Consider the following 18,978-nt stretch of genomic DNA (forward strand, 5'->3'; position numbering starts at 1 on the left):
CGCTAGTGAAAGCTGGAGCCGTGTCAACCAAATGCCCGAGCCTTACGTTGTTTTTACAAGCTATGGGTGTGACTGGGGCGGGATTATGAAATTTGGTCTGGCAATTTCCCTGTTATTCGCTGCAGGTGCAGTGGGCGCCCAGGTATCTGTTGATGTTTCCAGTTATGGAGTGAAGGTTCTGACTGGAAAGGACGGTGCCTCGAATTCCGTGAGTGTGCAGTCCGGAGTCGTGGAGTCCGACGTCCAAATAGACGGTGTGGCAGTCATCAATGACGATGTGTTTGTCGATGGTGAGAAGGTTCCAAGGGAGAAGGCTTCCTATACTTCTAAGAAGACAGGCAAGACCTACCTCATTAGACGGAGCAAGGGCGGTAATGTCAGTGTTTTTGAAAAATAAGCCGAGTTTGCTTGGGGCGATGTTGTTATTCCTGTGTGTGGGAGTCGCCTTGTCTTCAGCCAAGGCTGAGATCGTGCTGCAATATGGTGTTCCTGGCTATTCTTTCGGTTACAACCGGGATGGCCGGATCATGTCAACAATCGTCGTTGCTCCCCCGGTGGCAGGTTCTAATGCGGCTTATCTGGCTCAGCGTAGCCGGGCGTGGTATTCCTACGGACGTCAGGGGACTGGATCGGGACTCCCTTTGGTGATTGCACCTATGTCAGGTATGTCTGGTGATGTGTCCGAGCGCCAGATCCGAGCACGTAGCCATGTGTCGCAGGCCAATGCCTATCGCCTGCACTTCTACGACAGATAACTTTATGGGGGTGGGCGTGATGTTGGTGTCGGAGGTTAGAAAGTATTTGTGTTCTTTCTGGGTCGGAGTGTTCGCCCTATTGTTGGTAACACCGTCTTTTGCGCTGGACGTAGTCGATGGTGACTTCAAGACCATCCTTTATGGGCGTTCTGAAACACTGTCCGTTTGGCGCTATAGCGGGAATCCGAACATATTGGTCTTTGACTTCCCAGGCCTTACCCATCAGGGCTTGAGTTTCAATCGGGTAATGCAACTTACCGAGCAGCAGACCAGCGAGCCCTATCCGAGACCGTTGAGCACCGAAGAGTTGGCGAAGTACATCGAGGCATCCCGTAGAACACAGGCCGATTTTGCTTTCGGCCACGATATTCTTGTTTCGGAGTTCGTACAATTTTTCAATTGGGCTGATCGCGATAAGCTGGTCCTAAATCCTGAAGAATTGCTGATCCGAGATTTTCTCGTTCAACAAGGAATGATGCGTAGCTGGCGAGGCTTTTATCAAGCCCTCAGGCCCGATGTCGTTATTCTCTCAATTCCCCAGATGCAGGAGCGCAAGTCGAATGAGCCTCGTATTACCATAGCAGCACGCTATGCCATATTGATGCACGAGATGGCGCATGGAGAGTACTATACGAACCCCTACTACAAGGCCTATTGTCAGCGCTTTTGGGCTGAGTCTCTGAATGACGCCCAGCGGGATGCTTTCAAGAAATTTTTGTCCAATTACGGTTATTCCAGCTATGGTGACGAGTTGATAATTAACGAGATGCAGGCCTATTTGATGTTTACGCCTGATCCAGCCTCCTTCAGCGCGCGCAAGTTGGGGGTTAGCGATACCGAACTGGATGCCATGCGCGATGCCTTCCGTAAAGGTAAACCAGCAACCAAGCTTCCGCTCAATCTGCCACGAGGTGAGTTGCCATGAAAAAATGTTTGGTGCTTATTGGATTTTCTCTGGTTGCCTGCACCGGGATGGCACAGGTAAGCCAGCGTACCAAGATTCAGGGCAACACGGAAATCAACGTTTCTACGCAAAATACTGTTGCAGTGGCGACAGGTGAGAACACCGTTGCAAAGAACCGTGTTGGTGTGATCCAGGGTAGCAAGAAGGGCAACACCAAGATCAGTGTCAGCGCATCAAACGTTACTACTGTAGTGGGTGGGCGCGACAAGAAAGCTTGTACCAATATTGGAGGAATTGTCAGCGATGATTGCAAATAAATTTACTGTCAGGCATGGGGTCTTTGTGATGCTATGCGTTGCTGCCACTACGGTATGGGCAGTTCAGGGGCTTGAGTCAAGATCACAAACCAAAGTAAATAATGCAATGGCCAAGGCATGGCAAAAGGGTGGCACAAGTCAGAACGATCCCGCGTTGCAAAAGCAGGTTGTAAATATTGGAAGTAAACGTGGCGGTACTTGCAACGTTAATGTAGGTACTGCCAAGGCAGGTGAGAAGGCGCCGAAGGAAATCGTGGTTACAACCAAAGAAGTCATTAACGTTTGCAAGTGAGAGACCGATGAAAACGCGTACCCGTTTCCAGTTGTCGTTGCTTATGATGGCCCTGTTGGGAACAATAGGTGCTCAGCCAGCCTTTTCGGCCAATGACGATACAGTAAAACTCGAAGAACTGAAGCGTGCTATGACTACGCCGGGAAGTGAGAGTATTCCCGGCAAGAAGAAAGTTCGTACCCGGGCCATTGTGTTCGATAGTGAACCTCAGGTTGGTTCTGCACCCGAGGCCCCAGTGGCGCCACCGACAGATTGTTCGTCCCTCTCTCCGGATATAAAAGCGAATGCTGTGGATTTCGCCATTCAGTTCAAAGTGGGGAGTGCCGACCTGTCATCCACTTCTGAAGGGACGCTGATTGAAATTGGCAAGATTTTGTCTTTGTCTCCGGATCGTTGTGTTTTGGTCGAGGGCCATACCGACTCTACCGGCAATGCTGACAAGAACATGGCGCTGTCCCGTGATCGTGCCGGCTCTGTCGTCAAATTTATTTCCGAGCGGGGCGGCGTGGAGCGTAAGCGCCTGATCCCCATCGGCAAGGGATCCTCTGATCCTATCAAGAACCTAGATCCGCGCGACCCCAAGAATCGACGCGTGGTGTTCAAGGTTGTCGTCGGCTGATAGCCGAGGCATTTCATATCACTGTTAAGGAGATTGACTATGCGCGTTATCGCTATTCTCGTTGCATCTGCCGTTATTGCTGCCCCCGCTTTTGCTCAGCAGGCCCAGCGTTCCAGCAACCCGCAGGGCGTCCAGATTCAGGGCAACACCGAGATCAAGGCCAAGCAGGAAAACACCGCTGCTGTTGCCGTGGGTGAAGGCAACGTTGCCAAGAACACGGCTGGCGCCATCAAGGGCGGCACCCAGATTCAGGGCAACACCAAAATCACGGCCAGCCAGAAGAATACCGCAGCTGTGGCTGTGGGCAAGAACAATACCGCTGCCAATGAAGCCGGCGTGATCGGTGGCAAGTAAACCGTTCCGATTCCAACTAAGGAGCCAATAACTATGAACCGTATTCTCGTTCTCGCACTCGTTTCCGCTTTTGCTTCCACTGCTTTTGGTCAGGCTTCCCAGGCTGGTCCCCGTGGTGCGATGTCTTCTCCCAATGCTCAGGGTGTCCAGATTCAAGGAAACACCGAAATCAAGGCCAAGCAGGAAAATACAGCTGCCGTTTCGGTTGGTGAAGGCAACGTTGCCAAGAACACGGCCGGCGCCATCAAGGGTGGTACCCAGATTCAGGGCAACACCAAGATCAAAGCCAGCCAGAAGAACACTGCGGCTGTGGCGGTTGGCAAGAACAATACCGCTGCCAACGAGGCTGGTCAGATCGGCGGCAAGTAAACGTTCGTCGTCAAGACTCCCCCCAGAGGTCAGCCTCTGGGGGGTTTTCATTTGTGCGATGATCCAAGCGTGGACCTCCACTTGGGATGCGTTGATATGAAATTGATGTGCAATCTCTCGCTGGTTGTCGCTCTGCTGATTGTGTCGAACCTTGCACTGGCTGAACCCGATGTAGGATGGGTGGCTCAGATCAAGGTTGCCCGTGGAATAATCAACGTTGAGCGTACGGGGCAGCGTCACCCTGGTCTGGTCGGCATGCGCCTCAAACAGAATGACATCATCACGACGGCTGGCAATGGATCGGCTGGGTTGATGTTTCTGGATAATTCCATGCTGTCCCTGGGGCCGGATGCGGAAGTGTCTCTGCAACGCTTTTCCTATGATCCCGTAACCTACATGGGTGCCTTCGATGCTTTCGTCAAGCGCGGCACTGTGTCTGTTCAATCCGGTAACATCGCACGACAGTCCGCCGATGCGATGCGGGTCACCACACCCAAGGCCGAGATCAAGGGAGATGCCCGGTCCTATCTGGTTAGTGTGGAGAAATGACATGAAATGGTCGTTGCTTGTTTTGACCGCATGCGTATTGGCCGGGTGTGTACACCGTGAAACTGTCGCCCTGCTGCCGGGCGCGGACGGCAAGACGGGGAGCTTGAGTGTGAAAAGCAAGGAGGGTCTTGTCCGGCTCGACGAAGCCTACGCCGCCGCGGATGTCCGGGGGGAAAGTGTGCTGACGGTGCGCCTGACGCAAGCAGAGGTCTCGGAAAGATTCTCTGCCGCTCTGGATGCTCGTCCCCAGGAGCCCGTTCGCTTTCGGCTTTATTTCATAGAAGGCAGCGACCGACTGACATCCGAGTCGGAGCAGCAGATTCCCCGGGTTTTCAGTGAAATCAAAAATCGGTCGGCACCGGATGTTCAGGTGGTTGGACATACCGATCGGGTAGGTATCATTTTCGACAATGACCGACTTGCCTTGAAGCGGGCCGAGAAGATTCGAGGAGATCTGATTCAGCAAGGCCTCGATGCAGAGAATGTGGTCGCCAGCGGGCGGGGGGAGCGGGAACCCTTGGTGGTGACCGACGATGAAGTTCCGGAGCCCCGCAATCGGCGGGTAGAACTTTACGTACGTTGAACGAAATCCTGGCATTCGGAGGTTCCCATGTCCGGCATGAAGTCACGCAGCAGTTCTTCCTGGTGTATTTCTGCGGCCTGCCTGTTTCTGCTTGGCGGAGCCGTGGCAGCGCCCAAGCCGGCGCTACCTGCGCCAACCTCTGGTGAGCCCGTGCTGCGGATCGAGACCGGCGTCCATCTGGCGCTGATTACCAAAATTGGCACCGATGGTGCCGGCCGCTGGATCGTGACTGCCTCGGAAGACAAGACTGCCCGCATCTGGAATGCGGTGACAGGCAAACCGGTGTCCGTGCTTCGCCCCCCCATTGGCGAGGAAAGTGCCGGTACGCTCTATGCGGCAGCCATTTCTCCGGATGGACGCCAGGTGGCACTCGGGGGCAATGGGAATTTTGATGGCCGCAATACCCATGCCTTGTATCTGTTCGATCGGGCATCTGGTGCGCTGCCACCCAAGAGTACCCTGTCGGGCCTGGAAGCCCCCCTGACCCAGATTGCTTGGTCCAGGGACAGTCAGTTCATCGCTATCGGCCTGCGCCAGGAGGGGCTGCGCGTATTTCGCCGCAACCTGGGTTTTGTTGGCGCCGACCCGGAATATAACGAAGCCATCTATGGCGCCGACTTTTCCCGCGATGGACGCCTGATCACCGCCAGCCTCGATGGCGCCTTGCGCCTTTACATCATTGGCAAGGCCGGTCTGGAGCGCGTGGCTAGACGTCAGGCCCCAGGGGGGAAACCCTATTCTGTGGCTTTCTCGCCGGATGGAGCGCTGGTCGCCCTGGGCTATCAGGATGGACCGCGCGTCGATGTGCTCGACACCAATACCCTGGAACTTGCTTATACGGCCCAGGTCCGGGCGAATGGCAACCTGGGCCGCGTTGCCTGGTCCGATGATGGCCAGATTCTGTACGCGGGAGGGAGCGCCAACAGCGGTGGTCGTTTCCTGCTGTACGCTTTCGCCGATGCCGGTCGTGGCCAGAGCCGGGAGATTGGCAGCTTTGCCAACACCATCACCGGACTGGCAACCCTGGGCGCCGGCGTTGTCGCGGCCAGCGCCGAACCTTCCTGGGCCGCCTTTGACGGCAGCGGTATTTCCCGAATTGGGGCGCGCCCCCAGTCCGCTGATTTCCGTGATGCCGGAGAAAATTTTCGTGTGGCCGATGACGGTCATGGGCTGGTCTTCCCCATGATGGTCAAGGGACCGTCCCTAGTGTTCGATCTCAGTCAGGGTAGCCTCAAACAGGCCACTCCCGGTCCGGAACTGAAGTCGCCGCGCTTGCCCAAGCGGGGTAGCGGCCCGGCAGACTGGAAGAATTCCCTGACGCCGAAACTCGATGGCCGCGCCCTTCCGCTTCGCCCCGGGGAAGTCTCCCGTAGTGCGGCCCTGGCGGGAGACAATCGTTTCGTCCTCGGTACAGACTGGAATTTGCGTCTCTTTGACGCCAATGGCCGTGCCCTCTGGGAGCGTCGCATTCCGGCCGCCGCCTGGGCCGTCAACATCACCGGGGACAGCCGCTGGGCAATCGCTGGTTTGGGGGATGGTACCGTGCGCTGGTATCGACTGGCCGATGGACTGGAACAACTGGCCCTGTTTGTCCATGCCGATCAGGAACGCTGGATCATCTGGTCTCCCAAAGGTTATTACGACACTTCGATTGGTGGCGAGAATCTGGTGGGCTGGCATCTGAATCGTGCCTTCAATCAGAGTGCCGACTTCTTTTCCGTGGGGCGTTTCCGTGAGCGCTTTTACCAACCTGGCACTATTCAGAAGATTCTGGCGCTGGCGGATGAGGATGACGCGGAGCGGCAAACCCGACAGGAACTGGCGGCTATCGCCGCGATGAATGCGGAACCCGTGGCGCCAGTTCAACTCCAGGCGAAGGTCCCGCAGGAAGGCAAGGGACGCAAGTCGGCCTCAGTAGCCGGCCCGGCGTCCGCCGCTTCCGCAAGGCTGGTGGAAATCGTGCCGCCCATCATTGAGCTTCAGTCCGACAGTCAGGTGGAAGCTGTTGGTGATCTGGTCACCGTGCGCTATGCGGTGCGCACTCCCCAGGATGCTCCGGTCAAGGACATCAAGATTCGTGTCAATGGCCGTCTTGACCGCAGCATCAAACCGGTATCCCAGCGGGCCTTGCAGGGGGAGATACCAGTCCAGGAGGTACAGGTGCGAGTGCCTCCGGGCAAGGATGCCGAGATTCTGCTGATCGCCGAAAATCGCAATGCCAAGTCGGATCCGGTCAGTATCAAGGTGAGCCGTGGCGCCACCATGCCCAAGGCCGCAGCGGGCGACAAGGCCGACTTTGAGACCCTGTACATGCTGGTGGTTGCGGTCAACAAGTATCCGGGGGCGAATGAGCTGGTCAGCCCGGTCAAGGATGCCAATGCCTTCAAGGCCCAAATGGCCCGCATTGCCAATCCTCCTGCCGGGGTGCGCAAGATCTACAACCGCATTGAGTTCAAGATGCTCACCGACGACATGGCGACGCGGGAGAACATCCTCGAAGGCCTGAAGTGGCTCAAGACCAACATGAAGGAAAAGGATGCGGGCGTGCTTTTCCTGTCCGGCCATGGCATTGCCCAGGGTAAATCCTATTACTACATCCCCTTCAAGCCGGGCGGCATGGCAGGCAAGCCGGAGGAGTGGCTACCGGGCGACCAGATTGTTGGTACCCTGCAAAGCCTGCCCGGGCGCGCCATGTTCTTCCTCGATACCTGTTATGCCGGCGCCCTGACCAACCAGGCATCCAATGCCACAGACATCATCAACAAGATCGACGACGAGCGGGGCGTCATCGTGTTTGCATCGTCCACCGGTAAGGAAAAGTCTGGGGAGGACGACGAGAACGGTTTCTTCACCAAGGCCCTGATAGAGGGTTTGCGGGGCGAGGCTGTGGACAAGAAAGACAATCTGATCTATCCCACCTTACTCAAGCGCTATGTCACGCGCCGGGTCAAGGAGTTGTCCGACAATCAGCAGCGGCCCTTCATCAGCGATCATGGGATCGACGAACCGATCGCCATCGTTATAAAGTAACTATTCATCAAAGGGAGACTCCACATGAATGCCAAGCTCGTTCAACGCCCCATCGCTGCCGCAGTGGCCGCCGCCATATTGCTTTCTGCCTGTGCCACCAATCCGGATGGTTCCATCAAGATGGACGATCGGGCCAAGGGCGCCCTGATCGGGGCCGCCGCCGGCTGCGCCCTGGCCAGCGCCGCCGGCAGCGACTGCGTCAAGGGCGCCGTGGTGGGGGCCGCGGTGGGTTTCCTGGTGGGCTGGTATTTCGAGTCCAAGAAAGTGGCCGACGCCAAGCAGGTCAATGCCGAGTATCAAAAAAAGAAAGTGGCGATTCCCAAGAAGGAAATCACGCCGGTTGCCTTTTCCAGCAATGTCCAGCGGGCCGAACCAAACGCCCAGGGCGAACAGGAGGTGCAGATCACTTCCAGCACTGATTTGATCGGCTATGGCGACAAGGTTCCGGAAGTCAGTCAGAAGTATGCGATCTACGACGAGAACAACAAACTGGTGGAGGAAAAGACCGAGAAGCTGACGGCCGTGGATGGCGCCGGCCGCTACCAGACCACGTCCAAGTTCAAGAAACCCGCCAATGCCAAGGGCAAGAACTACACGGTGAAGACCACTTTGCTGGCCAACAACAAGACCTACAAGGAAAACAGTTACAAGGTTTCCTTCGAGGACAGCGGTCGCATCATCGTGGCTCTGGCTAACTGATACCCAGGATCTCGCAGGCCGCCACCAACTGGGCGCGGCCCTTCACCTTCAGCGCATGGTGGGCGCCGGTCACCACGACCGGCCCCGCCGCATCGACCGTCGCCTGGCTGGCCAGGATAGGCGCTCCCACTTCCTTGGTCATGCCTTCCAGCCGGGAGGCGGTATTCACCGTGTCGCCAATGGCCGTGTACTCCATGCGGCTGCTGGCGCCGATATTGCCCACCACCGCGTCGCCGGTATGAATGCCAATGCCGATGTCGAACTGGGATAGGCCCCGGCCGGCAAAGCGCACCTCCATCCAGGTGCGGAACTCCACCGCCACCTTACGTAGCGCCACGGCTGCCCGCAGGGCGCGGGCCGCATGGTCGTCCTGGCGCAGGGGGGCTCCGAATTCCGCCATGATGGCGTCACCGATGAACTTGTCGATGGTGGCGCCTTCTTTCAGCAGCACGGTGCAGGCCTGTTCCAGATAGGTGTTCAGCATCTCCACCACTTCCTTTGGGGTCAATTTCTCGGAAAGGGTGGTGAAGTTGCGGATGTCGGAGAACAGCACCGTCACCCGCATGGCCTGCCCGCCCAGTTCCGGGAGTTCGGGTGATGCCAGCAGCGCCGTCATCACCTGGGGTGATACGTAGCGGCCAAATAGGGCATTCAGATGGGAGCGCTCCCGCTCCTCACGGGTCAGACGCAACAGAAACAGGGTGCCGACCACCATGCCCAGGCCTAGATGCAGGTGGGCCAAGGGAAACAACACCATCCGGCCATGGAGCAGATAGGCGATGAAGGTGAAGCCCAGAGCCAGGGCCATGGCGAGCAGCAGGGTCCAGCTCATTGGCAGACGCATGCCCAGGAAGGCCAGGATGCCGAAGGCGGCGGCAAAGGTGGCCAGTCGCAGCCAGTTCGACAGGGGATCGACAAAACTTCCCGAGAGCAGGCTTTCAATGATGGAAGCCTGAATTTCCGGCCCGGACATCAGGGCATTGGCGCGGCCCAGGGTAGTGGAGTAGGGGGTCGGGTGTACGTCGTTCATGCCAGCGTAGCCGGCGCCGATGACTACCGCCTTGCCGGCCAGGGCACGCACTGCCGGGTCCCGTTCCGCGTTGGGGGCCAGCAGCCGCTGAAAGGACAGGGCGGCGATGCTTCCCGGCGGGCCGGCGAAGACGATGGGCCAGGCGTCCTGGGCGGCTACCGTGCGATTGCCAAAGCGCCAATGAGCGGCGGTCGGGTCCTGGCCCGTGTGGCGTATCGCGGCCAGCATGCCCAGGGTCAGATGGGGCATGCCCTCCAGGGTGCGCCGAGTTCCGTTGGCGGCGAAGCGGCGTACCACCCCGTCGGCATCTGCCTCCAGATTGGCCAGGCCCACATGGGGAACCAGCGCGAAGTCGGGCAGGGCCAGCAGATAGTCGGGGCTGGGCAAAATGTAATCCCCTTCCTTGTCCCCATCGCCGATACGAAAAGCCGCCAGCAGCACGTTGCCCCGATTGATCTGTTGGCGGAAGGGCTGGTCGTAGCTGCGGGTCGCTTCCTCGGGGGCAAGCTTCAGCTTTTCCAGCCAGCGTTCCGGGCTGCCGCTGAAGAGAAAGTCCAGGGCCACGGTCTTGGCACCCACGGCGTCGAGTACTCCCAGGGCGCGGGCGAAGTGGGGTGTCCAGAAAGCCAGGGGCTCATCGGGCTGGGAAGACAAAGTTGGATCATCGATCATCACCAGAGCCACATGAGAGGCTTCGTGATGTTTGCCGGCTAGGCGATGCCAGAGGTCGCTGTAGAGGGATTCGGCGCGATCGGCGAATCCGCTGCGGTAGAGGGATTCGGCAACCCCGACGCTGAGGAACGTGGCGCAAAGGGCCAGCAACCAAGCCTTGGTGGTTAACCGACGCATGGTGGTCATGGGTGGCCTAACGCACATGGAAGCCGATTTTCCGCCCTGATCCATGAAATACGCGAAAGGCAGGAAGGCCCACCCCCTCCCGACCTCCCCCTCTCCGGGGGAGGTGACGATATCGGCTCGCTACGCTCGACAGTTCGATCTGCCATCATTTCAATTCGCTGTTTCACGCTAAACAGGAAAGGCGATGCCGGTACTCATGTAACCGGCGATGCGTGGGGTGCGCTCGGCGTAGCCGGAGTGGCTTTCGCCGATACGAAATCCACCCTCCCGCAACAGCAGGGATACGTCACGGTTTACGTTGCAGCCGCCGAACACCTTGCGCCAGAGGGGATTCACCCGGTCCTGCCAGCGCTGCACTCCCGGGTCCGGGGCGCGGCCATGCTCGGCAAACAGCAGTCGGCCGTCGGGTTTGAGCACCCGCCGCATTTGCGCCAGGGAGGCGGCTACATCGGGAATGGTGCACAGGGCGAAGGTGACCACCACGGTATCCACACTGGCATCGGGCAGGGGAATGTCCTCCGCTCCTGCATTGATCAACTCCACCGCGAAGGGCAGGCCGCCCAGTCGTTGCCGGGCCAGCCTGAGCATGGGCTCGCCCGGGTCGATGCCAATCAGCTGTTCGACCTGGGCATGATCGTAGAAGGGCAGGTTATGGCCTGAGCCGACGCCGATTTCCAGGACCCGCCCCCGGGCCTGGGGCACCACCCCGGCCCGGCGCTCTCGGATCACCTCCTGGTTGCAGCCCCAGTCGATGAGGCGCGGCAGGATGTGGTTCTCGTAGAGCGACACGGCAGTTTCCTTTCAGCCCAGGAACAGCTTGTAGGCGGGATTGCGGCTCTCGTCCCAGTGCAGATAGCCCAGGGTCTTGAGGAAGTTTTTGAATGCCTTCATCTCGGCGCGGGGCACCTGCATGCCCACCAGGACCCTGCCGTAGTCGGCGCCATGGTTGCGGTAATGGAACAGGGAGATATTCCAACCCTGGCTCATGTGGTCGAGAAAATTCATCAGGGCGCCGGGGCGCTCGGGAAACTCGAATCGATAGAGCAGTTCGTCCTTGAGGGAAGGCGCATGGCCGCCGACCATGTGCCGCACATGGAGCTTGGCCATTTCGTCGTCGGTCAGGTCCAGGGCCGGCAGATCGTGACGGCGCAGGCTTTCCACCAGCTTCAGGGATTCAGCCCGGTGGGCCACCTGGACGCCGACGAAGACGTGGGCTTCCTTGACATCGGAGTAGCGATAGTTGAATTCGGTGATGGCGTGGCGGCCGATCAGGTTGCAGAAACGCTTGAAGCTGCCGGGTTTTTCCGGGATGGTCACGGCCAGCACGGCTTCCCGCTGTTCCCCCACCTCGGCCCGTTCGGCGACGAAGCGCAGCCGGTCGAAATTGGTGTTGGCTCCCGAGGCGATAGCCACCAGGGTTTTGCCCTTGAGCCGGTTCTTTTTGGCGTAGGCCTTGGCGCCGGCAATGGCCAGGGCGCCGGAGGGCTCCAGAATGGAACGGGTATCCTCGAACACGTCCTTGATGGCGGCGCAGATGGCGTCGGTGTCCACCAGGACGATGCCGTCGAGCAGTTCCCGGCAGAGACGGAAGGTTTCCTCGCCGACGAATTTCACTGCCGTACCATCGGCGAACAGCCCCACCTGGTCGAGTCGTATGCGCCGCCCCGCCTTGATGGAGCGGGCCATGGCATCGGCATCGATAGTCTCGACGCCGATCACCTTGATATCGGGCCGCAGGCGCTTGATATAGGCAGCAACGCCGGCGGCCAGGCCGCCGCCGCCGATGGGCACGAACACGGCATCGATGGTCTCCGGGTGCTGGCGCAGGATTTCCATGCCCACCGTGCCCTGGCCGGCGATCACGTCGGGATCGTCGTAGGGATGGACAAAGGTCAGGCCCTGTTTCTTTTCCAGGGCCTTGGCGTGGGTGTAGGCGTCGTCATAGGACTCGCCGGCCAGAACCACCTCGCCACCCCGTTTCCGCACCGCATCCACCTTGATCAGGGGGGTGGTGGTGGGCATCACGATCACCGCCCGGCAATTCATCCGTTGTCCTGCCAGGGCCACGCCCTGGGCATGATTGCCGGCGGAGGCGCAGATTACCCCGCGCTTGCGCTGGGCCGGCGTCAGATGGGCCATCTTGTTGTAGGCACCGCGCAGCTTGAAGGAAAAAACCGGCTGCATGTCCTCCCGCTTCAGCAGAATGCGGTTCTGGGCCCGGGAAGACAGATTGGAAGCCAGTTCCAGGGGCGACTCCACGGCCACATCGTAGACGCGGGCGTTGAGGATACGTTCGAGGTAATCGGGGTGCATGGGACAAGACGGGCAGGAAAGTGGGCAAAATGTAGCATAGGAGCCTGTGGCCCTATTGCCGGATTCAGATTTTCCCTTCGATACCATGGAAACACCCGAAATCAAACGACTTGCGCTGTGCCTCTTGCTACTTCTGTCCTTTCCGGTCTGGAGCCGGGCCGAAGCACCCAAGGATGCCCCGGCGCAGCTTGAAGCCCCGGCCCCTCGTCGGCCCCCCCTGGATGCGACCCCCCAGGCCCTGGAGCATCAATTGCAGTCCCTGCCCTGGGAACTGTTCCGTACCGTGGTGGAGTCCGAGCCCAAACTCAAGGCAGATGTGGATGCCTATGGCCCCCTGGGCTGGGCCTACATCCAGAAGAAATATCGTGCTCATCCCTGGTCTCGCAATCTCGAGCGTCTGGATCTGGAGCGGCGCCATCAGTTGGCGACGACGATCCAGACGTTGATGGAACGTGCCGGGAATGTCCCCCCCGAGGCAGCACCGGTCCAGTCAACAACGTCAGGCCGTCAGTGAATCTGGCCGATTTGATGGATTTTCTGTCTCGTCCCGAGTTGGGACTGACGGGCCTGTTCATTTCCAGCTTTCTGGCGGCCACACTGTTGCCGGGCGGATCCGAGCTGATTCTTTTCGCCCTGTTGCGTCTGCGTCCCGAAACCCTCGTGGTCGCTGTGATACTGGCCACTCTGGGTAACACCCTGGGAGGCATGAGTACCTGGTGGCTGGCCCGGCAACTGCCTGAACAGGCCCTGGCGCGGCTATCACCCCGTCACCTGCACTGGTTACGGCGCTGGGGTCCGGCTGCCCTGACCATGGCCTGGGCGCCCCTGGCGGGAGATGCTCTCTGTGCGGCGGCGGGCTGGCTGAGGTTGGCCGCCCTGCCCTGTGCCCTCTGGATGGGACTGGGTAAAGGACTGCGCTACAGCCTGGTGGCCGCAGGAGCGCTTGCCTACTGAGTGCTGTCCTTTGTTGCCTTGTTCGCGATGTGCCACCAGTAAGCGCCGACCCCAAACCCGGCCAGCCAGAGCCCGGCGATGGCTGCCCACCAGAAGCCGCTGGGTCCCCGGGCTGGTCCCAGGACGCCGCCCAAGCCCAGCATGACACCCCCGCCCAGGCCGACGCCCCACAGGGCCAGGGCATAAATCAGCATGGGTATGGCGGTCTTGCGGTAGCTGCGCAGTAAATAGACCGCCACGGCCTGGAGGGCGTCGGCCAGGTGGTAGAGCGCCACCAGCAACAGCAACTGACCCGTCAGGGTTTGCACGGCGCTATCTTGGGTGTAGAGGGAAGCGATCGTCTTGTTGCCGAAAGCAATCAGGGTGGCCAGGATCAGGGCACATCCCAGCCCCAGTTGCAGGCCCCGCAATCCAACCAACCGTGCTGCACCGGCTTCGCTCCGCCCCAGGGCCTGGCCAGCCAGCACTGCGGCGGCATGACCAATGGCCGTGGGCAGCATGAAGACCAGGGCTGCCAGGCTGGAGGCAATCTGATGGGCGCCCGACGCCACGGGACCGAAGCGGGCGATGAACAGAGCCATGAAGGTGAAGGCCGTGACATCCACCAGGAAGGTGGCGCCGATGGGCAGGCCCAGGCGGGCCAGGGCCGCCAGTCGCGTCCACTCAGGCCAGCTCCAGCGGGAAAACAGTCCATAGGGCCGATATGCCTCCTGACGGTAGCACCAAATCCAACTCAGAATGGCCAGTAACCAGGCAATGAGGCTCGACGCCACACCGCAACCAGCGGCTCCCAGGGGCGGCAGTCCGAGTTGCCCATGCATGAAGATCCAATTCAAGGGTAACTTCAGACCCAGGCCCAGCAGGTTCAGCACCATCACCGGGCGGGGCCGGCTTATGCCGGCGGAAAAGCCATAGAACACCCGGAAAAACAGGGCGGCAGGGGCACCCCAGGCCATGGCATCCAAGTAAGCCTGTACCTTGGATGCGACTTCCGGTGTCAGTTGGGCGATGGCCAGCAAGGGTTCGGGAAAAGTCAGCAAGGCTATGGTCAGTACTGCCAGTACCCCGGCCAGCCAAGCTGCCTGGCGTACCTGTTCCCCGATTTCTTCATACCGGCGGCCGCCCTGGAGGTGTGCCACTGTGGGCGAGAGGGCCAGCAGGATGCCGGTGACGGAGATGAACAGGGATGCGTAGATGGCGGCGCCAATGCCGACTGCGGCCAGATCGATGGAAGACAAATGGCCGGCCATCAAGGTGTCGATCAGGCCATTGGCCATGACCGCCACCTGGGCCACGAAAACCGGCCAGGCCAGGCGTATCAAGTCACGCATGGATTTGTCGTTCGTCAAATTAGGTCGATCCATTTTCGGGGGATGGCAGTTATTACGGGGCCGAGTGTGTGAAAAAGACAACGAAGGTAGGGAACTTTTTTCTTTTTATCGTGATGAGGCCCAGGGGAGAGAGTAGAAAACAAATTATGTGGGCTAGAATTCCCACAAAACTTATACGGTTATGAATCAACTTTAACGGAGATCCTCATGATTCATCACAGATTTGGTTCCTCGCTCATGTCCAGCATGATCGTCATGGTTGCAGCGCTGGCATTCGCCCCGGTTGCCCTGGCGGCGGATTTTGACGAGGCTGCCGCCAAGGCCCTGGCCAAGCGCAATGACTGCTTCAAGTGCCACGCGGTCGACAAGACCAAGAAGGGGCCCTCCTACAAAAAGATTGCTGCCAAGTACAAGGGCAAGCCCGACGGCGAGGAGAAGGCGATCAAGAACATCACCACGGGACCCAAGGTCAAGCTGGAGGACGGCACCGAGGAAGATCACAAGATCATTGACACCAAGGATTCGAAGGAACAGAAAAATCTGGTGCATTGGATTCTTGCGCAATAAATGAATCAGCAATGATGGGGTGTCATGGCGGCACCCCATATCGAGTTAACAGGCAAGAGGGAGAATGAAATGAAACTTCTACGACAGGCACTGACCTTGTGCGCATTTGCCGGCCTTCTGGGCGGGGTGTCTTCCGCGATGGCCGTGGAGAACCCCAAGGCAGCGGAAAAGAAGACGGTCAAGAAGGATCTGGTACTGAAGGATGATGCCCGTTGCACGGAGTGTCATGACGAGGCAGATTCTCCCGAAATACTGCGGGTAGGCAAGACCAAGCATGGTACGGTGGCCGATGGCCGTACCCCCACCTGTAGCAATTGTCATGGCGACAGTAACGCCCACGTGGATTACAAGGGCAGCGACAAGCCGCCCAAGCCGGATGTGACTTTCGGCAAGAAGAGCAAGACGCCGGTCGAGGCCAAGAACGAGGCCTGCTTGAGCTGCCATCAGGGCGGCAACCGGATCAGTTGGCAGTCCAGCAGCCACAGCATGCGTGGCGTTGCTTGCACCTCCTGCCATCAGGTTCATAACGGCCATGACAAGGTGCGGGACAAGACGGAACAAACCGAGGTCTGCTACACCTGTCACAAGGAACAGCGGGCACAGATGAATCGAGCCTCCCACCATCCGGTTCCGGAGGGCAAGATGGGCTGTTCCTCCTGCCACAATGTTCATGGCAGCAATCACAAGCAACTGGTCAAGGCCAGCACCAACGAGACCTGCTATACCTGCCACATGGAAAAGCGGGGCCCCTTCGTGCATAACCACGAACCGGTATCCGAGGATTGTGGCATCTGCCACCAGCCCCATGGCACTAATCTGGCCAACCTGTTGAAGTCCCGGCCGCCCATGTTGTGTATCCAGTGTCACGGTCCGGACAGCCACCCGTCCCAGCCACCGGCCCTGCTGGTGGGTGCGTCGACGCTGAGTTACAACACCAATGCACGCGCTGGTTTCGGTACGGATGCGCGGGGTTGCCTGAACTGCCATACCAATATCCATGGTGGCAACAGCACCCAGACCAACGCCACCGCTGAGCGTTTCCGCCGCTGATTAGGATAGAGGGAGAGAATCATGAACAAACACTTCACTTCCAGGCTGACAATCATTGCTGCCGCCTTGATGACGGTCTATGGCCAAGCCCAGGCTGAGGATGACGAGGTTCGTCAGTACTCCAAGCCCGACAGCTCCATTTCCATCGGCGTTGGTGGCACCCAGGGTGACCGCGAGCAGATGGGTAAATATGATGGGGTGACCGGGGATGACACCCATGCCCTGGTCGACGTGGATATCCGCAAGCGGGATGATACGACCGGTACTTGGCTCAAGTTCTCCACGCACAACCTGGATTACGAGAATCGTGAACTGAAGGCCGAATACGAGCAGCAGGGCAACTGGGGCGTCTCCCTGGAGTACAACCAGACTCCGAGTCGCAATCCCAATGCTATCAAGACAGGTGTCTGGGGTGTCGGTTCCAATACATTGACTTACGGCGGCATTGGCACCACCACGGCGACCGCTCAGGCGGCTCTGAACCCAGCCACGGGCGACGTGCATCTGAGCACTCGGCGGGATACCACAACCCTGAGTATCGTCAAGCATCTGATGCCCAACCTGTCCTTCAACTTCTCGTTCAAGAATGAGGACAAAACGGGTAGCCGGGCCTGGGGCCGGGGCGTTAACCCGGAATTTGCCGCCGAGCCCATCAACTGGAACATCCGGCAGATCGATGGCATCCTGAACTACGCGGACAAGGTCTTGCAATTGTCCGGTGGCTTCTCGGGTAGCTGGTTCTCCAATGCCAATTCCTTCGTGGACACCATTGGCGGCTCTCAGCTCAATCAGACAGCGTCCACTACAAACGCAGCAGGCCATACCTTCATCTCCCTGCCTCTGGACAACCAGGCCTACCAGCTCTTCCTGGATGGTGGCTACAACTTCAGCAAGACCACACGGGGGACCTTCAAGGCTTCCTACACCCATGGTACCCAGAATGCGTCTCTGAGCCCCATCACCAATGCCTTGCTGAATTCGGGGGCTAGGGGAACCAACGGCTTTATTCCCTTCTCCGGTGCCCAGGAAGGCCTGGATGGCGAGGTCAACACCAAACTGATGGAAATCGGTCTTTCGGCCCGCCCCATCAGCAAGCTGTCCCTGGTGGCCAACTTGCGCTACCAGGACCGGGAGGACAAAACCCCGATGCGCGCCTTTGGTCGTTACTGGACCTATCGGTGCAGCACCACCGGCACCACCACCTATTATCTGGGTTCGCTCCCGACCAGCGCCAACTGCGCCAGTGGAACTGCCAATACCATTTCTGCCAGCCCTACGGAGATCGACAACAATCCCCGGGACTTCAAGAACCTGGCAGGCAAGCTGGAGGCCACCTATCAGTTGCCCGAAGGCTACAACCTGACCGCGGGTTACAACTACGACAAGCGGGAGCGGGGTTTCGAGATCGATCCTACTGCGGGCGAGTATCTGGGCGTGGTCAAGATGCGTGGCAAGACCGAAGAGGATACCTGGCGCCTGCAACTGTCCAAGGCAGTCTCGGAGACGGTCAGTGGCAGTATTTCCTACCTGCACAGCAAGCGTGACGGCTCCACTTGGCACGTCGCTGAAGGCGCGGCCGATGCGGATCATCCCATCAACTTCGTCAATCCCGCACCCTATGCCGATCGCAAGCGCAACCAGTGGCGCGTGATGCTGGACTGGGCCCCGACGGATGCCCTGTCCCTGCAGCTGAACATGGAGCATGCCAAGGACGAATATGGCGCTGGCAAGTCCGGACTGCATGACGGCAAGACGCAACTGGTGTCCCTGGACGGCTTCTACAATATCAGTCCGGACTGGCAGCTGAACGGCTGGTTGTCCCACGATACTAACGAGTCCCACACCATCGGCTATACCTACGATACTCGTACCACTACGCCGATCAATTGGGCTTGTACCAGTGCACCGGGTGCGACCATCTCTGCCGGTTGCACGACGGACCTGATCTGGGACGCCAACCTGAAGGATGTTGGCAATTCCATCGGTCTGGGCCTTAAGGGCAATGCGACGGCCAAGCTGAAGCTGGGGGGCAACGTGCAATGGACTCGCAACAAGAGTGAATATCCCATTGCCTCCAATGTCCCAACTTACTACTCGGGTACCTTGGCTGTGCCGACATCACTGTCCAAGCAGGGGCTGCCTGATATCACCACCACCCTGACCCGTCTGGCCTTGTACGGCGAATATGCCCTGGACAAGAACTCGGACATCCGGGTGGATTTGGTGCATGAGCGCTGGAAGTCCGATGACTGGACCTTCATGGAATGGAACGCCGCCGGCACCAGCCTGGTTCCCTTCACCTACATGGATGGTACGACGGTGACGGCTAACCAAGATCAATCGGCGACCTTCCTGGGCGTTCGTTACATCTACAAGTTCCAGTAATCGGGTTATGCTGATGTTT

At 59.0% G+C, this 18,978-nt stretch carries 21 protein-coding genes; 17 read left to right on the forward strand and 4 right to left on the reverse strand.

Annotated elements, in window-relative coordinates:
* Positions 1 to 31: 31 nt before the first annotated feature.
* The 12 genes from DENOEST_RS00970 to DENOEST_RS01025 all read left to right on the forward strand — a co-directional run bounded on the left by DENOEST_RS00970 (position 32) and on the right by DENOEST_RS01025 (position 8,471).
* Positions 32 to 397, forward strand: coding sequence for a hypothetical protein (locus DENOEST_RS00970; RefSeq protein ID WP_145770137.1), 366 nt, complete (start codon positions 32 to 34; stop codon positions 395 to 397).
* Complete coding sequence (locus DENOEST_RS00975) at positions 375 to 755, forward strand: hypothetical protein (protein ID WP_145770136.1); 381 nt, start codon at positions 375 to 377, stop codon at positions 753 to 755. The genes DENOEST_RS00970 and DENOEST_RS00975 overlap by 23 nt, the downstream gene beginning before the upstream one ends.
* Positions 724 to 1,680 carry a hypothetical protein gene (locus DENOEST_RS00980; protein ID WP_145770135.1) on the forward strand — a complete coding sequence of 319 codons (957 nt, stop codon included), beginning with the start codon at positions 724 to 726 and terminating at the stop codon, positions 1,678 to 1,680. Before DENOEST_RS00975 ends, DENOEST_RS00980 begins: the two co-directional genes overlap by 32 nt.
* Positions 1,677 to 1,976 (forward strand): hypothetical protein, encoded by a 300-nt coding sequence (locus tag DENOEST_RS00985; RefSeq protein WP_145770134.1) that lies wholly within the window; start codon positions 1,677 to 1,679, stop codon positions 1,974 to 1,976. The genes DENOEST_RS00980 and DENOEST_RS00985 overlap by 4 nt, the downstream gene beginning before the upstream one ends.
* The gene (locus DENOEST_RS00990; protein WP_145770133.1) at positions 1,963 to 2,268 is read left to right on the forward strand and encodes a hypothetical protein; all 306 of its coding nucleotides are present in this window, start codon (positions 1,963 to 1,965) and stop codon (positions 2,266 to 2,268) included. The genes DENOEST_RS00985 and DENOEST_RS00990 overlap by 14 nt, the downstream gene beginning before the upstream one ends.
* Positions 2,269 to 2,275: 7 nt before the next feature.
* Entirely contained in the window at positions 2,276 to 2,887 is a 612-nt protein-coding gene (locus tag DENOEST_RS00995; protein ID WP_145770132.1) for an OmpA family protein, read from the forward strand.
* Positions 2,888 to 2,926: 39 nt separating this feature from the next.
* Complete coding sequence (locus tag DENOEST_RS01000) at positions 2,927 to 3,241, forward strand: hypothetical protein (protein WP_145770131.1); 315 nt, start codon at positions 2,927 to 2,929, stop codon at positions 3,239 to 3,241.
* Positions 3,242 to 3,274: 33 nt separating this feature from the next.
* Positions 3,275 to 3,610 carry a hypothetical protein gene (locus DENOEST_RS01005; protein ID WP_197970472.1) on the forward strand — a complete coding sequence of 112 codons (336 nt, stop codon included), beginning with the start codon at positions 3,275 to 3,277 and terminating at the stop codon, positions 3,608 to 3,610.
* Between the two features lie 96 nt (positions 3,611 to 3,706).
* Positions 3,707 to 4,159, forward strand: a complete 453-nt coding sequence (locus DENOEST_RS01010; RefSeq protein WP_170228145.1) for a FecR domain-containing protein — start codon at positions 3,707 to 3,709, stop codon at positions 4,157 to 4,159.
* Between the two features lies 1 nt (position 4,160).
* Positions 4,161 to 4,742 (forward strand): OmpA family protein, encoded by a 582-nt coding sequence (locus DENOEST_RS01015; protein ID WP_170228144.1) that lies wholly within the window; start codon positions 4,161 to 4,163, stop codon positions 4,740 to 4,742.
* A gap of 27 nt (positions 4,743 to 4,769) precedes the next feature.
* Complete coding sequence (locus DENOEST_RS01020) at positions 4,770 to 7,772, forward strand: caspase family protein (protein ID WP_145770129.1); 3,003 nt, start codon at positions 4,770 to 4,772, stop codon at positions 7,770 to 7,772.
* Between the two features lie 24 nt (positions 7,773 to 7,796).
* On the forward strand, positions 7,797 to 8,471 hold the full coding sequence (locus DENOEST_RS01025) for a YMGG-like glycine zipper-containing protein (protein WP_145770128.1): 675 nt from the start codon (positions 7,797 to 7,799) through the stop codon (positions 8,469 to 8,471).
* On the opposite strand, the gene DENOEST_RS01030 is transcribed toward DENOEST_RS01025, so the two are convergent.
* From DENOEST_RS01030 to ilvA, 3 genes are all read right to left on the reverse strand, one after another.
* Entirely contained in the window at positions 8,464 to 10,359 is a 1,896-nt protein-coding gene (locus tag DENOEST_RS01030; protein WP_170228143.1) for an adenylate/guanylate cyclase domain-containing protein, read from the reverse strand. The genes DENOEST_RS01025 and DENOEST_RS01030 overlap by 8 nt on opposite strands.
* A 168-nt stretch (positions 10,360 to 10,527) precedes the next feature.
* Positions 10,528 to 11,148, reverse strand: coding sequence for a class I SAM-dependent methyltransferase (locus DENOEST_RS01035; RefSeq protein WP_145770126.1), 621 nt, complete (start codon positions 11,146 to 11,148; stop codon positions 10,528 to 10,530).
* A gap of 12 nt (positions 11,149 to 11,160) precedes the next feature.
* Positions 11,161 to 12,672: a threonine ammonia-lyase, biosynthetic gene (gene ilvA / locus DENOEST_RS01040; protein ID WP_145770125.1), complete on the reverse strand. Its 1,512-nt coding sequence runs from the start codon at positions 12,670 to 12,672 to the stop codon at positions 11,161 to 11,163.
* An 85-nt stretch (positions 12,673 to 12,757) separates the two neighbouring features.
* On the opposite strand from ilvA, the gene DENOEST_RS01045 reads away from it, so the two are divergent.
* Both DENOEST_RS01045 and DENOEST_RS01050 read left to right on the forward strand, forming a co-directional pair.
* A complete protein-coding gene (locus tag DENOEST_RS01045) occupies positions 12,758 to 13,186 on the forward strand; it encodes a hypothetical protein (RefSeq protein ID WP_145770124.1) in 429 nt (142 codons plus the stop codon).
* A 14-nt stretch (positions 13,187 to 13,200) separates the two neighbouring features.
* A complete protein-coding gene (locus DENOEST_RS01050; protein WP_145770123.1) occupies positions 13,201 to 13,626 on the forward strand; it encodes a YqaA family protein in 426 nt (141 codons plus the stop codon).
* Here the strand turns inward: DENOEST_RS01050 and DENOEST_RS01055 are convergent.
* A complete protein-coding gene (locus tag DENOEST_RS01055; RefSeq protein ID WP_170228142.1) occupies positions 13,620 to 14,957 on the reverse strand; it encodes an MATE family efflux transporter in 1,338 nt (445 codons plus the stop codon). The genes DENOEST_RS01050 and DENOEST_RS01055 overlap by 7 nt on opposite strands.
* A 207-nt stretch (positions 14,958 to 15,164) precedes the next feature.
* Between DENOEST_RS01055 and DENOEST_RS01060 the strand changes: the two genes are divergently transcribed.
* The 3 genes from DENOEST_RS01060 to DENOEST_RS01070 all read left to right on the forward strand — a co-directional run bounded on the left by DENOEST_RS01060 (position 15,165) and on the right by DENOEST_RS01070 (position 18,959).
* On the forward strand, positions 15,165 to 15,524 hold the full coding sequence (locus DENOEST_RS01060) for a c-type cytochrome (protein ID WP_232096407.1): 360 nt from the start codon (positions 15,165 to 15,167) through the stop codon (positions 15,522 to 15,524).
* 69 nt (positions 15,525 to 15,593) lie between these two features.
* On the forward strand, positions 15,594 to 16,574 hold the full coding sequence (locus DENOEST_RS01065; RefSeq protein WP_145770121.1) for a DmsE family decaheme c-type cytochrome: 981 nt from the start codon (positions 15,594 to 15,596) through the stop codon (positions 16,572 to 16,574).
* 21 nt (positions 16,575 to 16,595) lie between these two features.
* Entirely contained in the window at positions 16,596 to 18,959 is a 2,364-nt protein-coding gene (locus tag DENOEST_RS01070) for an MtrB/PioB family decaheme-associated outer membrane protein (protein ID WP_145770120.1), read from the forward strand.
* The last annotated feature ends 19 nt before the right edge of the window (positions 18,960 to 18,978 follow it).

The sequence above is a fragment of the Denitratisoma oestradiolicum genome (genome assembly GCF_902813185.1).
Taxonomy (GTDB): domain Bacteria; phylum Pseudomonadota; class Gammaproteobacteria; order Burkholderiales; family Rhodocyclaceae; genus Denitratisoma; species Denitratisoma oestradiolicum.

Excerpts from the sequence above, each read along its gene's own strand:
- DENOEST_RS01020 (WP_145770129.1), top strand. The coding sequence starts at position 4,770 with ATGTCCGGCATGAAGTCACGCAGCAGTTCTTCCTGGTGTATTTCTGCG.
- DENOEST_RS00995 (WP_145770132.1), top strand. The coding sequence starts at position 2,276 with ATGAAAACGCGTACCCGTTTCCAGTTGTCGTTGCTTATGATGGCCCTG.
- DENOEST_RS01060 (WP_232096407.1), top strand. The coding sequence starts at position 15,165 with ATGATTCATCACAGATTTGGTTCCTCGCTCATGTCCAGCATGATCGTC.
- DENOEST_RS01055 (WP_170228142.1), bottom strand. The coding sequence starts at position 14,957 with ATGCGTGACTTGATACGCCTGGCCTGGCCGGTTTTCGTGGCCCAGGTG.
- DENOEST_RS01030 (WP_170228143.1), bottom strand. The coding sequence starts at position 10,359 with ATGACCACCATGCGTCGGTTAACCACCAAGGCTTGGTTGCTGGCCCTT.
- DENOEST_RS00970 (WP_145770137.1), top strand. The coding sequence starts at position 32 with ATGCCCGAGCCTTACGTTGTTTTTACAAGCTATGGGTGTGACTGGGGC.
- DENOEST_RS01070 (WP_145770120.1), top strand. The coding sequence starts at position 16,596 with ATGAACAAACACTTCACTTCCAGGCTGACAATCATTGCTGCCGCCTTG.
- DENOEST_RS01010 (WP_170228145.1), top strand. The coding sequence starts at position 3,707 with ATGAAATTGATGTGCAATCTCTCGCTGGTTGTCGCTCTGCTGATTGTG.
- DENOEST_RS01000 (WP_145770131.1), top strand. The coding sequence starts at position 2,927 with ATGCGCGTTATCGCTATTCTCGTTGCATCTGCCGTTATTGCTGCCCCC.
- DENOEST_RS01015 (WP_170228144.1), top strand. The coding sequence starts at position 4,161 with ATGAAATGGTCGTTGCTTGTTTTGACCGCATGCGTATTGGCCGGGTGT.
- DENOEST_RS01005 (WP_197970472.1), top strand. The coding sequence starts at position 3,275 with ATGAACCGTATTCTCGTTCTCGCACTCGTTTCCGCTTTTGCTTCCACT.
- DENOEST_RS01025 (WP_145770128.1), top strand. The coding sequence starts at position 7,797 with ATGAATGCCAAGCTCGTTCAACGCCCCATCGCTGCCGCAGTGGCCGCC.
- DENOEST_RS01065 (WP_145770121.1), top strand. The coding sequence starts at position 15,594 with ATGAAACTTCTACGACAGGCACTGACCTTGTGCGCATTTGCCGGCCTT.
- DENOEST_RS00990 (WP_145770133.1), top strand. The coding sequence starts at position 1,963 with ATGATTGCAAATAAATTTACTGTCAGGCATGGGGTCTTTGTGATGCTA.
- DENOEST_RS00975 (WP_145770136.1), top strand. The coding sequence starts at position 375 with ATGTCAGTGTTTTTGAAAAATAAGCCGAGTTTGCTTGGGGCGATGTTG.
- DENOEST_RS00985 (WP_145770134.1), top strand. The coding sequence starts at position 1,677 with ATGAAAAAATGTTTGGTGCTTATTGGATTTTCTCTGGTTGCCTGCACC.
- DENOEST_RS01045 (WP_145770124.1), top strand. The coding sequence starts at position 12,758 with ATGGAAACACCCGAAATCAAACGACTTGCGCTGTGCCTCTTGCTACTT.
- DENOEST_RS00980 (WP_145770135.1), top strand. The coding sequence starts at position 724 with ATGCCTATCGCCTGCACTTCTACGACAGATAACTTTATGGGGGTGGGC.
- ilvA (WP_145770125.1), bottom strand. The coding sequence starts at position 12,672 with ATGCACCCCGATTACCTCGAACGTATCCTCAACGCCCGCGTCTACGAT.
- DENOEST_RS01050 (WP_145770123.1), top strand. The coding sequence starts at position 13,201 with ATGGATTTTCTGTCTCGTCCCGAGTTGGGACTGACGGGCCTGTTCATT.